At 52.6% G+C, this 12096-nt stretch carries 14 protein-coding genes; 6 read left to right on the top strand and 8 right to left on the bottom strand.

Annotated elements, in window-relative coordinates; genetic code table 11:
* Nucleotides 1-8: 8 nt before the first annotated feature.
* Nucleotides 9-1706, bottom strand: a complete 1698-nt coding sequence (locus tag HVX64_RS16195) for a sensor histidine kinase (protein ID WP_090049569.1) — start codon at nt 1704-1706, stop codon at nt 9-11.
* Between the two features lie 388 nt (nt 1707-2094).
* Between HVX64_RS16195 and alaC the strand changes: the two genes are divergently transcribed.
* The gene (gene alaC / locus HVX64_RS16190; RefSeq protein ID WP_042999942.1) at nt 2095-3333 is read left to right on the top strand and encodes an alanine transaminase; all 1239 of its coding nucleotides are present in this window, start codon (nt 2095-2097) and stop codon (nt 3331-3333) included.
* A 64-nt stretch (nt 3334-3397) separates the two neighbouring features.
* On the opposite strand, the gene ypdK is transcribed toward alaC, so the two are convergent.
* Both ypdK and lpxP read right to left on the bottom strand, forming a co-directional pair.
* Nucleotides 3398-3469: a membrane protein YpdK gene (gene ypdK / locus HVX64_RS16185; protein WP_010723117.1), complete on the bottom strand. Its 72-nt coding sequence runs from the start codon at nt 3467-3469 to the stop codon at nt 3398-3400.
* Nucleotides 3470-3839: 370 nt separating this feature from the next.
* On the bottom strand, nt 3840-4760 hold the full coding sequence (lpxP, locus tag HVX64_RS16180) for a kdo(2)-lipid IV(A) palmitoleoyltransferase (RefSeq protein WP_044258423.1): 921 nt from the start codon (nt 4758-4760) through the stop codon (nt 3840-3842).
* 422 nt (nt 4761-5182) lie between these two features.
* On the opposite strand from lpxP, the gene HVX64_RS16175 reads away from it, so the two are divergent.
* The gene (locus HVX64_RS16175; RefSeq protein ID WP_042999944.1) at nt 5183-5425 is read left to right on the top strand and encodes a DUF2545 family protein; all 243 of its coding nucleotides are present in this window, start codon (nt 5183-5185) and stop codon (nt 5423-5425) included.
* Nucleotides 5426-5571: 146 nt separating this feature from the next.
* Here the strand turns inward: HVX64_RS16175 and HVX64_RS16170 are convergent, their stop codons facing one another.
* The 4 genes from HVX64_RS16170 to HVX64_RS16155 all read right to left on the bottom strand — a co-directional run bounded on the left by HVX64_RS16170 (nt 5572) and on the right by HVX64_RS16155 (nt 8432).
* The gene (locus HVX64_RS16170; RefSeq protein ID WP_044258424.1) at nt 5572-6753 is read right to left on the bottom strand and encodes a cyanate transporter; all 1182 of its coding nucleotides are present in this window, start codon (nt 6751-6753) and stop codon (nt 5572-5574) included.
* Nucleotides 6750-7208, bottom strand: a complete 459-nt coding sequence (locus tag HVX64_RS16165; RefSeq protein WP_042999946.1) for a nucleoside deaminase — start codon at nt 7206-7208, stop codon at nt 6750-6752. Before HVX64_RS16165 ends, HVX64_RS16170 begins: the two co-directional genes overlap by 4 nt.
* A 61-nt stretch (nt 7209-7269) precedes the next feature.
* A complete protein-coding gene (cynS, locus tag HVX64_RS16160) occupies nt 7270-7740 on the bottom strand; it encodes a cyanase (protein ID WP_044258425.1) in 471 nt (156 codons plus the stop codon).
* A gap of 32 nt (nt 7741-7772) precedes the next feature.
* Nucleotides 7773-8432: a carbonic anhydrase gene (locus tag HVX64_RS16155; protein ID WP_042999948.1), complete on the bottom strand. Its 660-nt coding sequence runs from the start codon at nt 8430-8432 to the stop codon at nt 7773-7775.
* 110 nt (nt 8433-8542) lie between these two features.
* On the opposite strand from HVX64_RS16155, the gene cynR reads away from it, so the two are divergent.
* From cynR to HVX64_RS16135, 4 genes are all read left to right on the top strand, one after another.
* Entirely contained in the window at nt 8543-9436 is an 894-nt protein-coding gene (cynR, locus tag HVX64_RS16150) for a transcriptional regulator CynR (RefSeq protein WP_044258436.1), read from the top strand.
* Nucleotides 9437-9542: 106 nt separating this feature from the next.
* Complete coding sequence (locus tag HVX64_RS16145; RefSeq protein WP_042317722.1) at nt 9543-10310, top strand: basic amino acid ABC transporter substrate-binding protein; 768 nt, start codon at nt 9543-9545, stop codon at nt 10308-10310.
* 67 nt (nt 10311-10377) lie between these two features.
* Nucleotides 10378-11142, top strand: coding sequence for an amino acid ABC transporter permease (locus tag HVX64_RS16140; protein ID WP_042999949.1), 765 nt, complete (start codon nt 10378-10380; stop codon nt 11140-11142).
* Nucleotides 11129-11851 carry an amino acid ABC transporter ATP-binding protein gene (locus HVX64_RS16135; RefSeq protein ID WP_043001868.1) on the top strand — a complete coding sequence of 241 codons (723 nt, stop codon included), beginning with the start codon at nt 11129-11131 and terminating at the stop codon, nt 11849-11851. The genes HVX64_RS16140 and HVX64_RS16135 overlap by 14 nt, the downstream gene beginning before the upstream one ends.
* Nucleotides 11852-11893: 42 nt before the next feature.
* On the opposite strand, the gene HVX64_RS16130 is transcribed toward HVX64_RS16135, so the two are convergent.
* Nucleotides 11894-12079 carry a YegP family protein gene (locus tag HVX64_RS16130; protein ID WP_052443928.1) on the bottom strand — a complete coding sequence of 62 codons (186 nt, stop codon included), beginning with the start codon at nt 12077-12079 and terminating at the stop codon, nt 11894-11896.
* Between the last annotated feature and the right edge of the window lie 17 nt (nt 12080-12096).

The following is a 12096-nucleotide window of genomic DNA, read 5'->3' as shown; positions in this document are numbered from 1 at the left end:
ACTCCGGCTTAAAGCAATAACGTGGCGGGCGTAGCCGTTGCCGAACGCTGGTTGGGGACATAAAAGGCGATTTCGGTGCCTGGTTCCAGGCGGCGTATATGCAGGCCTTCACCAAATAGCAGCTTAACGCGATGATGGACATTAAGCAGGCCAATTTTATTGCCCGGCATTTCGTTGGACTCCACGCGCTCGATCACTTTCGGATCGATACCGTGGCCGGTGTCCCTTACCGCAATGCGCACCCGGTTGCCGCACTCGGCGACGCTAATCGTTACCACGCCTTTCCCTTTGCAGGGCTGAATGCCGTGGACGATGGCGTTCTCCACTAACGGTTGTATCAACAGGCTGGGAATGGAGCAGTTGACCTCTTCATCAATATCATAAATCACGGTCAGCTTGTCGCCAAAACGGGCCTGTTCAATGGCAATGTAATCCTTGATTTGATACAGCTCTTTTTTGATGTCGATCTGTTCGTCGTCCTTTAACTCAATGTTATAGCGCAGATAACGCGACAAATTAAAAATGAGCTGACGGGCAGTGTCCGGATTAAGTCGAATCGATGACGAAATCGCGTTCAGGGCGTTAAACAGGAAATGAGGATTAATTTTGCTTTGCAGCGCACGTAGCTCTGCCTTATTTGCCATTTCCCGCAATTGCTCGGTGCGGGAGACTTCGAGCTGGGTTGAGATAATTTGCGACAGACCCACCGCCATCTCCTGCAATGATGAGGTGATTTGATGGGCGTGACAGTAGTAAATTTTTAGCGTACCGGTCACCACACCTTTTTCCCATAATGGAATGACCAGCATGGAGTGGATCTCCGGGGTGCGGTGCGCTTCATCATTGTTTTTAATGATGATTTCACCGTGATTGATCGCCTGCTGAGTGGTCGGACTGACGAAGTCATCGTGGTTGCGGTAATTTGCTTCCCCGACGCCGACGTAGGCCAGCACATGCTGGGTATTGGTAATGGCGACCGCATCGGCGTGGATATCGTGACGAATGATGTCGCAGATCTGGCGCAGCGATTCGCTGTTGACCTTGCGAAACAGGGGCAGGGTTTTATTGGCGATATCCAGCGCCAGCTTGGCTTGCCGCGCGGCGCTCGCTTCTTTTTCCCCCTCAACGCTCTGAACCAGCAGCACGATAAACCCGATACAGACGCTACCGAGGATCATCGGAATACCGATTTTCGAGACAATATCCAGCCCCAGTTCAGTGGTTGGCGCCCAGAGGACCACCAGGATCATCGTCAGCGTTTCGCAAAGCATGCCGCCTAAAATCCCGGCGCGCCAGTGTTGGGCTTTGGGGATCCTGCGGTTAATCCAGCCCGCGAGGCAGCCCGCCAGAATGCTGGTAATAAAGCAGGGGATTGCCGTCACGCCGCCAATGTCGATCAGGTAACGGTGCGTTCCTGCGATCACCCCCGTAATAATGCCGACCCACGGACCAAACAGGATGCCGCCGGACATTACGGCAATGATCCGCACGTTCACCAGCGATCCTTCTACCGGTACACCAGACCAGGTACTGAACAACGCGAACATCGAAAAAATCGCGGTGACAGCAAGCAATTCCTTTGGCGTATGGGCAGACTTATGCAGCAGCTCGCGAAACAGGCGGATGCGGATGAGAAAGAACAGGCAAAATAGCATCAGCGCTGCGCGGTCAAACACGGCCAGCAGCATGGTAAATATTTCGTGCACGGGGGGACTCTTGCCAAAGGATTAAAGCCCTATGATAGGTAACCTCAGAGGGGATGACCAGCCTGCTGAGATCTTGCGGCTAATGAGGAAAAACCATAATTTTAAAAGGGGATTGATGGTTGATTGGTGTATTTACAATACATCTCATAAAATGCCCGCTTTCATAGTTATCATCATGGCAACAAAATGTTATTGGAAGGTAATATTGAGCGGTGTCGAAAACCTGTTATTTCCCCTTTTAAAATTGTTATTCCTCTTTTGGTGAACGAAAAAATATTTTCCTTTCCCTCTCGACAGAAGGATTTTAATCAGGCTATTTTCTAAACATGCCACCATCGTGGCAGCGTCGCTCGGACGGTCCGGGCGCTAACGTGAATCTGAGGAAATTATGGCTGACTCTCGCCCTGAACGTCGCTTTACGCGTATTGATCGTCTTCCCCCTTACGTTTTTAACATCACCGCTGAACTGAAGATGGCTGCGCGTCGGCGCGGCGAAGATATTATCGACTTCAGCATGGGGAACCCGGACGGCGCGACGCCGCCTCATATCGTCGAAAAACTGTGTACCGTGGCGCAGCGCCCGGATACGCACGGTTATTCAACTTCTCGCGGTATTCCGCGTCTGCGTCGGGCCATCTCCCGGTGGTATCAGGAACGTTATGATGTCGATATCGACCCGGAATCCGAAGCGATTGTCACCATCGGCTCAAAAGAGGGGCTGGCGCATCTGATGCTGGCCACGCTCGATCACGGTGATACGGTGCTGGTGCCGAACCCCAGTTATCCCATTCATATTTACGGTGCGGTGATCGCCGGCGCGCAGGTCCGTTCTGTTCCGCTGGTGGAAGGTATCGATTTCTTCAACGAGCTGGAACGTGCGATTCGCGAAAGTTATCCAAAGCCGAAGATGATGATCCTGGGCTTCCCGTCTAACCCGACGGCACAATGCGTTGAGTTAGAATTTTTTGAGAAAGTGGTCGCGCTGGCGAAGCGTTACGATGTGCTGGTGGTGCACGATCTGGCTTATGCCGACATCGTTTACGACGGCTGGAAAGCGCCGTCCATCATGCAGGTGCCTGGCGCTCGCGACGTGGCGGTGGAATTTTTCACCCTGTCGAAAAGCTACAACATGGCCGGCTGGCGTATTGGCTTTATGGTCGGTAACAAAACGCTGGTCAACGCGCTGGCGCGGATTAAGAGCTATCACGATTACGGGACGTTTACCCCGTTGCAGGTTGCGGCGATTGCGGCGCTGGAAGGCGATCAGCAGTGCGTACGGGATATCGCCGAGCAGTATAAGCGTCGCCGTGACGTGCTGGTGAAAGGCCTGCATGAGGCCGGATGGATGGTCGAAATGCCGAAGGCTTCGATGTACGTATGGGCGAAGATCCCGGAACAGTATGCCGGCATGGGGTCGCTGGACTTCGCGAAGAAACTACTGAACGACGCCAAAGTATGTGTATCGCCAGGCATTGGTTTTGGTGATTACGGCGATACCCATGTCCGCTTCGCGCTGATTGAGAACCGCGATCGCATTCGTCAGGCGATCAGAGGGATTAAATCAATGTTCCGCGCCGATGGCTTGCTGCCAGCCGGGACGAAATCACCCTCTGAGACACTTGAGTAAAACCCAGTCCTTCCAAACGCAAACAGGAGCCATCGGCTCCTGTTTTTTTGCTGCATTGTTGTCTTTAGATCATCAGAGCAAACGTACCGGCCCAAACGATGACCATAAAAGAAATGCCCATAAAGAAATATTTCACTTTCATCTCTCCGCGCAATAACTGATACGCCTGAATGAATTTCATCTCATCTGATTATAGAGAGCTGATACCGGTAAAAACGAAACCCAGAATATTCCTCATTTCGTTTACGGCACCACCTCAGAATTCTGTGCGTTGATTGCTCCAGACGGCGCTAATGTACGCCTAAAAATGAGGCGAGACAAGAGGGATTTTTTTATTTACTTTTAGTAACTTACAACTGTCGTGATTCGGCGACAGTATAATTGCAGAGGGTAATAAATCACATTTGAGCGACGCGATTGACGACCTGAAAAACGAGGATAAAAACCATAACATAATCAAGGTTATTGGCGAGTGACAGGCAATAAAAAAGGCCTTGCGGCCTTTTTTAAATGTAGAGTGAGGTTTCACCCATTGGACGGGTTTTAAAGCGGCGATGGATCCAGAGATACTGTTCGGGTGCGCGCATGATCTCTTTCTCGATAATCTTGTTCATATAGGCAGCAGCCTGATTTTCATCCGCCGGGTAGCCTTGCATCTCTGGTGAGATATACAGACGGTAGCCGCAATTACCGGCTTTTCTGACCATCGTTACGGTGAGCATCGCGGAACCTGACAGGCGCGACAACACATAGGTACCATTAGTGGTCGCTACGTTTTTAACGGCGAAGAACGGCGCGAAAGAACTGCCTTTCGGGCCGTAATCCTGGTCGGGGGCAAACCAGACGGCTTCCCCTTTTTTCAGGGCACCGACGATACCGCGCAGATTGTTTCTGCCGATCATCGCTTTATTCGAACGCATCCGTCCGCGGGTCTGTACCCATTCCATCAGCGGATTGTTGTGTGGACGATAGGTTGCCATCATCGGCTGGCAAAGCCCCATTACCCGGCCACCCAGTTCCAGTGACATAAAGTGAACGCCAACGACCATCACGCCGCGGTTTTGCGCCTGCGCGCGCTGTAGGTTTTCCAGTCCCTCAACATCAAACCATTTACGCACGCGACGGTCAGGCCAGAACCAGGCCATACCGGTTTCCAGCAGCGCCATCCCGAGAGAACGGAAATTCTCTTCAATCATCTTTTCTCTCTGTTCCGGAGAATAAGACGGGAAGCAGAGCTCAAGATTTTTGCGGGCAATAGACTCGCGACGTTTCAGTAAGGGGCGCGCCAGTGTGCCCGTCCGGGTGCCGAGAAAGCACAGAACAGGGTAGGGCAGTTGCACCAATAACCAAAGCACACCGAGGCCAAACCAGGTGAGCCAGTAACGCGGATGCAGAAACGCGCGGGAAAATTTGCATGTTGGGAACATAAACACCTTCTATAGATACCCATTTTTGTATCGCAGAAGATGAATTCTCCAACGCGGTACACTCAATGTCTTAGGCCATCATGTACGACAATGGTTCCTGCTAAGAGTGTAAAACTGCGTCAGGATAAAACCACGAGGGGCATGAATGCTGGACGTATAATGTACCATCAGGGGATTAATGTCAGCCACAAATAATTAATCAAGAAGCGTAAATATTTGCATGGCGTATAAAGAATAATGGCGTGTTTTTTAATTATTTGTTTTTAATAAGGTTAGAAAAGCACAATGCGGAATATTCGTATAATTAGACTTGTTATAAAAAAGTTGTGAAATTTGCTGGTGGTGGCGCTTTAGTTTATGATGAAAAGTATAAGGAGAGTAAGGATTTAGGTTTGGAGTTCACGCAAAAAGGAGGTACAGCGATGATCTTTTTTTTAGCCTTTCTGCTCGCGAGTATGCTGGGTGTCAGCGGGTATATCGCGCAGGTTTTAGGTTGGATATCAGCCATTAGCGCGCTTCTTGGCATGGTCGTTCTGGCAGTGCTGATATACTACACCACGATGTGGTTGACTGCGGGTGATGAAATGGTCACAGGATTGTTTCTTTTTCTTTCACCTGCCTGCGGCCTGATCATTCGTTTTATGGTGGGTTACGGTAAGCGTTAATTTGCACGGCAATAAATCATTATTATTGATGATTGCCATTTTTATATTGGGTTGTCGCGTCCTGTGGGAAAGTGCCAGCCAACTGGCACTTTCGTTGTCAGCCCCCCGAAACGACCCGGTTAATCCTCTGTTCTTCCGTTCGCGCCTTACTCGGCGACTGACCACTCCTGTGGATAGCGTGTGGGAACGAAACGCACTGTGAGCGCCATCAGTCCGGCGATACAGAGGGCATGGAACGTCCAGTCAAGCCAGTAATTGCCGCTCAGACTGCGCAAGAGACCAGAGAGCCAGGGAGAGAGGCCAGCAATAATAAAACCAATCCCCTGCATGAAAGCGACTAATTTACCGGAGATTACCGGATGTCGGGCATGGTCGAGCGCCAGCACCAGACATAAAGGAAACGCGCCGCCCAGGCCGATACCGCACACCACCGCCCAGAGAATCGGCAATTGCGCAGGCCAGAGGATAAAACCACAAAAGCCGAGCATCTGTAGTGCCAGCGTGAAAAGCAGCAATTTACGGCGATCCTGATGATGCGCGAGCATAGGCAATATGAGCGCTCCCGCCGTTTGACCGACGGTCATCAGCGCCAGCAGCGTACCGCTGAACTGTGCACTTTTGCCTAGTTGAATATAGTACGGCGGCAGCCAGGCAATCAGACTGCCGTAACCGCCATTGATCACGCCAAAATAAAGCCCCAGCGTCCAGGCTCGCGGGTTGAGGACGACGCGCACGGCGGTACCTTTCGGGTGAGTGATCGGCATCTCTGCGGAGCGGCGTTGTGCTAGCCAGCCAACCAGAGCAATCAGCGCGGGCAAGGCCCACCATGCCAGCGAGCGATGCCAGAGTTCACTGTGTTGCGCGATCCACGGCGTCAGCGCCGCCCCGAGTCCCCCGCCCCCCATCAATGCGGCCGACCAGAGTCCCATCACCTGCGGCATGCGGCGATGAAAAAGACGCTTAATCACCGTGGGCATCACCACCTGAATGATCCCGATACCAATGCCGCCCAGCAGAGCGCTGCTGAGCAGCACAACGCTGTGCGGCGCCAGTTCACGAAGCAACGCGCCGGTCATCACCATCAACAAACTCAAGGCGACATTGATATGCTCGCTGATATGGCGATTGATCCACCCGCCAGCCAGCGCCAACGCGCCCATGGCGATCATCGGTAGCGCCGTGAGCAGCGACGCCACGGCAAAGCTCATGCCGCTGGCGGCGCGCAGCTGTGGCAGAAGCGGGCCGACAGAAGTCAGCAGCGGACGCATGTTCAGGCCTATCAGCACCAGAACCAGCAGCATCAGGCCAACGCGGGGAGTTTTGTTCATGACTGTTTTTCAGCCCAGCGTTGATACACCGCCAGACCGTTAGGCTGCGGAAGATGATGAACGGGCAGGGTTTGCTGCTCGAGAGGCTGCTGTAGTTGCTGATAAATGGCAGCCGTAGAAAGACGGAACGTTTCGCCGTCGCCATTGCTGTTGGCGAACCAGACCTCTTTCACCCCGGTGAGATACATCGCGCTAAGGCACATTGGGCACGGTTGTCCGCTGGCGTAAACCACGCATTCGCGGAGCGCTGCACTGCCTGAATGGGCAGCAATCGCCCGAATGGCATTGAGTTCCGCATGTCCGGTGGGATCATCATCCAGGTGCAGCGTATTGACGGCTTCGGCGATCGCGACGCCGTTGCGGACAATGACCGCGCCAAACGGGCGTCCACCCTGTTCAACGTTACGGGCCGCCAGGGCCAACGCCTGTTGCAGATAGTTATCATGTGCAGACATGCTTTACTCCTGTGAGCAAATAAAAGAAGAACGATACGCCTGCGCGTACCGTTCTGATGGATTAAAAAGGCTTCGTTGGCAAGTACTTACCATCCAGAGTAATCACGGCGCGCTCGCCACCTTCTGGATCCGCCACTTTTTTTACATCCAGCCTGAAATTTATGGCGCTGATAATGCCGTCGCCAAATTTTTCGTGGACCAGCGCTTTTAGCGTGGTGCCGTAAACCTGCAACATCTCATAGAAGCGGTACATCGTCGGGTCTGTCGGTACGCGATCGTCAATACTGCCGCGCAGGGGAATGGTCTGTAACAACAGGACTGCATCGCTGTCGAGGGCCAGCTTCTCGCCGATGAGGCGCGCAGCATCGGCCGGGAGGGCATGTTGACCGAGCAGCGCGGCGGTGACAAAGGCTTCGGATAAGCCGGTACCGTCCGCAAGCTGGGCAAATGTGAGATCCTTTTTGGCTTTGCTCAGCAGGATCTGGTCAGCCAGGACCAGGCGAATATCACGGTTAATTTGCGACTGAATCATGATGAATCCTCATTGATACGTTAAAAAATAGCTCAGGCTGCGGATGGCTGGCGGTAAGGCATCGCGCAGGTGTCTGGGTTTTTCGCCAAAGAGACGAACTGTCTGCTGGCACCGTCGTAAGCGGCAATCTCTGCACTTTCGATGTCGTAAACCCAGCCGTGTAGCGCGATGCGCCCCTCTTCGAGCGCGAGGCGCACGGAGGGATGGGTCTGGATGTTGGCGAGTTGCGCGATGACGTTTTCACGCACCATTGAGGCCGTTTTCTCAGCCAAAGAGGTGTGCATTCGTGACTCGTTAACGACGCGAGCGGAGTCCGCATAACGCAACCAGTGGTTGACGGCAGGCATATGATCCAGGCAGTGACAGCCGGCAATGGCGGTCATCGCACCGCAGTCTGAGTGTCCGCAGATCACAATGTCGCTGACGCGAAGCGCAGAGACGGCGTATTCCACCGAGGCGGTTACCCCGCCGGGCTCCGGCCCGTATGACGGCACAATATTTCCGGCGTTGCGGATCACGAACAGATCGCCAGGCTCGCGCTGCGTGACCAGTTCGGGAACCAGGCGGCTGTCCGAACAGGAGATGAATAACGCCCGGGGATTTTGCTGGGTGGCAAGGCGTCTGAACAATTCCGCGCGTTCAGGAAAGACCTTGCGCTGAAACTTCAGGAAGCCATCAATAATCTCTTTCACGAATAATCCTCTGTCTCGCTATGCGATGGACACAGGCTACGCACTTCATGTCATAAGATAAAAGACTCATTTATAATGGAGGCTATTGGAAAATCTTATAGGTAATGGCGATGCTGGATCGACACACTCACTATTTTCTTGCCGTCGCGGAACATCACGGATTCACTCGTGCAGCGGCGGCGCTGCACGTTTCGCAACCGGCGCTTTCACAGCAAATCAGGCAACTGGAGGAGGCGCTGGGCGTTCAGTTGTTCGATCGTAGCGGGCGTTTGACCCGGTTGACCGATGCGGGAGAGGTTTATCTGCGCTATGCGCGTAGCGCGCTACAGGCGCTGGAAGAGGGCAAACGTGCCATTCATGATGTGGAGGATCTGAGCCGGGGGACCCTGCGCGTCGCGGTGACGCCTACATTTACCGCCTGGTTTATCGGCCCGTTACTGGCCAAATTCTATACCCGCTATCCTAATGTGACTTTACAGTTGCAGGAGCTCTCGCAGGACAAAATCGAAGAGAGGCTGGTCAACGATAAACTGGATGTTGGCATTGCTTTTGATGAGATTCACTCTGCGGATATCGATGCACAGCCGTTGCTGACTGAAAACCTGGCCCTGGTTGTGGCGAATCATCATCCGCTGGCGGCACAGGCGTCGGTGGATTTAAGCGTGCTCAATAATGAAAAGTTGATTTTATTGAGCGCGGAGTTTGCTACCCGGGAACAGATTGATCGTTACTGTCGTCAGGCTGGACTGCAACCGCAGATCCACATGGAGGTTAATTCCATCAGCGCGGTGCTGGAACTGGTGCGGCGCACGGGATTATCCACGCTATTGCCTGCGCCTATCGCGTTGCAAAGCAACGATCTGCGGGCCATTTCACTGACGCCACAACTGCTCGAACGCACGGTCGTATTATTGCAGCGCAAAGGCGCCTGGCGAAGCGCCGCCGCCAGGGCGTTTGTCGCGATTGCGCAAGAAGGCGTTAAGACGGTGAAAGCGACACGCTAAGCGGCGTTTCGGCGAGGTAAGCCGCGGAGCAGATTGTGATTGCATAAGGAAAGTAGTTTGGGTATTTTTATGCAGTAAATGTGCATAAAAATAACAGGAGAAGGGAATGTTCAGTCAGTGGATAAAAGCAGGATGTTTGATGATGGCGTTGACCGGGGCCGCTTTTGCAGCACAAGAAACCTACGTGGTCGGCGCGGGTGGCACCTATCGCCCATTTGAATTTGAAAACAGCCAGAAACAACTGGAAGGCTTTGATATCGATATTATTAAAGCCATTGCTAAAGCAGAAAATTTTGATGTCAAACTGGTCAACACGCCGTGGGAAGGTATCTTTGCGACGCTGGGTTCCGGGGATCGCGACATCATTATCTCGGGGATCACCATCACGGATAAACGTAAGCAGATGGTGGATTTTTCTCTTCCTTATTTCCCGGCGGAGCAGTCCATTGTCGTTCCGGCTGATTCAAAAGTGAGTTCTCTGGACTCGCTGAAAACGGAAAAGGTTGGCGTCGTTAACTCCAGCACCGGCGACATTGTGGTTTCTGGCGTTCTCGGGAAAAACAGCACCGCAATTAAGCGTTTCGACAACACGCCGTTAATGCTGCAGGAATTGTTTGAAGATGGCGTCAGCGCGGCGGTTGGCGATGTTGGCGTGGTGAAATACTACATCAAGCAGCATCCGGAAAAACAGTTCAAGCTTGTGCCGGATGCCAAGTTTGAGCGCCAGTATTTTGGTATTGCGGTCGCCAAAGGGAATACCGAATTACAGCAAAAGATTAACGCGGGATTGAAGAAAATCATCGCTGACGGTACCTACGATAAAATTTATAAAACCTGGTTTGACAGTGAAGTCCCGACGCTTCCGTCAGAGTAATTTGCATTATTAATTTATTTTTTAGGCTGACACGCGGTCTGTGTCAGCTTTTTTGCAGGGGAAAACCATGACGGGATTTCGTTGGGAAATCATCCAGGAGTATGCGCCATTATTTATGGAAGGCGCGTGGATGACCATAAAATGCACCATCATCTGTGTCTGTCTTGGCACACTCTGGGGGCTGACGCTGGGGCTGGGCCGCATGGCGAAAGCCGAGCACGGTTTCTGGAAATACGCACTCCGCTATTTTGTTCAATATCCCGTTCGTTTCTACGTCAGCGCCTTTCGCGGAACGCCACTGTTTGTTCAGATCATGGTCGTCCATTTTGCGCTGGTACCGCTGTTCATCAATCCCCGTGACGGAATTCTGGTCACCAGCGGGCTGATGAGCGCCGATTTTGCCCGCGAATTGCGCTCGGGCTACGGGGCTTTCTTATCCTGTATTGTGGCGATCACGCTGAATGCCGGGGCTTATGTTTCTGAGATCTTCCGCGCGGGGATCCAGTCGATTGACCCCGGTCAGATGGAGGCCTCGCGAGCGCTGGGGATGCCGTGGTGGAAAACCATGCGCAAAGTCATTCTGCCTCAGGCTTTTCGCCGTATTCTTCCACCGCTGGGCAATAACGCCATTGCGATTGTCAAAGATTCCTCACTCGCCTCGGCGATCGGTCTTGCCGATTTGGCCTACGCGGCGCGTACGGTTTCAGGCGCTTACGCCACCTACTGGGAACCCTACCTGACCATTTCACTGGTGTACTGGGTACTCACCTTCCTGCTGGCGCAGCTGGTTAACCGTCTGGAAAAAAGGTTTGGTAAAAGTGATCCACATTAAAAATTTACATAAACATTTTGGTGACAACCACGTTCTGCGCGGGATTGACTGTGATATCAAACCGCAGGAAGTGGTGTGCATCATTGGCCCGTCAGGGTCCGGGAAAAGCACCTTTTTACGCTGTATGAATGCGCTTGAGACAGTCACCGAAGGCGAAGTGATGGTGAATGGTTTTGCCGTTCACGATCGCAAAACCGATCTCAATAAAATGCGCGAAAGCGTGGGGATGGTGTTCCAGCGTTTTAATCTGTTTCCGCACATGACGGTGCTGGACAACCTGATGATGGCACCGCAAATGTTGTTGGGGCTCTCGCGTCGAGATGCGACCAGCCGGGCAGAAATGTTGCTGGAAAAGGTCGGATTAAGCGATAAACGCGACGCCTGGCCTTCACGCCTGTCGGGCGGTCAACAGCAACGTGTGGCGATTGCCCGCGCGCTGGCAATGAACCCCTCGATCATGTTGTTCGATGAGCCAACCTCGGCGCTGGATCCAGAGTTAGTGGGGGATGTGCTGGAGGTTATGAAGAATCTGGCCAATGAAGGCATGACCATGGCGATTGTCACTCACGAAATGGGGTTCGCCCGTGAAGTGGCTGATCGGGTCATCTTCATCGATCACGGTATTATCCAGGAAGAGGGATCGCCTGACGTGCTTTTTACATCGCCAGCGAATCCGCGAACGGCTGAATTTTTAAGTAAGGTTCTTTGATATTAGAGGCCAGATCGGTATTTCCCGATCTGGCCAATTACGTCAAAATCCGATCTGCTCTTTTATCGTTTTGCTACTGCCGTTTGTTTTTACTGGCGCGATGCCCGCATCACGCGATTGCACGGAGGCATACATCTGGCTGACGCCAATAATCTGATGATTACCTGCTTTCAATACAAAACGGAATTGATCGTTTGTACTCTTACTCAATTCAAACCAACCGGCCATCATTATCGCCTTTTTGA

Source organism: Citrobacter sp. RHB20-C16, from assembly GCF_013890155.1.
GTDB classification, from domain to species: domain Bacteria; phylum Pseudomonadota; class Gammaproteobacteria; order Enterobacterales; family Enterobacteriaceae; genus Citrobacter_A; species Citrobacter_A amalonaticus.
This window is presented reverse-complemented; position numbering and strand designations above follow the sequence as displayed.

What these genes read in the sequence shown, in the direction of transcription:
- HVX64_RS16165 (WP_042999946.1), bottom strand. Translation starts at nt 7,208, where the DNA reads ATGTCTGCACATGATAACTATCTGCAACAGGCGTTGGCCCTGGCGGCC.
- HVX64_RS16145 (WP_042317722.1), top strand. Translation starts at nt 9,543, where the DNA reads ATGTTCAGTCAGTGGATAAAAGCAGGATGTTTGATGATGGCGTTGACC.
- alaC (WP_042999942.1), top strand. Translation starts at nt 2,095, where the DNA reads ATGGCTGACTCTCGCCCTGAACGTCGCTTTACGCGTATTGATCGTCTT.
- HVX64_RS16170 (WP_044258424.1), bottom strand. Translation starts at nt 6,753, where the DNA reads ATGAACAAAACTCCCCGCGTTGGCCTGATGCTGCTGGTTCTGGTGCTG.
- cynS (WP_044258425.1), bottom strand. Translation starts at nt 7,740, where the DNA reads ATGATTCAGTCGCAAATTAACCGTGATATTCGCCTGGTCCTGGCTGAC.
- HVX64_RS16130 (WP_052443928.1), bottom strand. Translation starts at nt 12,079, where the DNA reads ATGGCCGGTTGGTTTGAATTGAGTAAGAGTACAAACGATCAATTCCGT.
- HVX64_RS16140 (WP_042999949.1), top strand. Translation starts at nt 10,378, where the DNA reads ATGACGGGATTTCGTTGGGAAATCATCCAGGAGTATGCGCCATTATTT.
- HVX64_RS16175 (WP_042999944.1), top strand. Translation starts at nt 5,183, where the DNA reads ATGATCTTTTTTTTAGCCTTTCTGCTCGCGAGTATGCTGGGTGTCAGC.
- lpxP (WP_044258423.1), bottom strand. Translation starts at nt 4,760, where the DNA reads ATGTTCCCAACATGCAAATTTTCCCGCGCGTTTCTGCATCCGCGTTAC.
- cynR (WP_044258436.1), top strand. Translation starts at nt 8,543, where the DNA reads ATGCTGGATCGACACACTCACTATTTTCTTGCCGTCGCGGAACATCAC.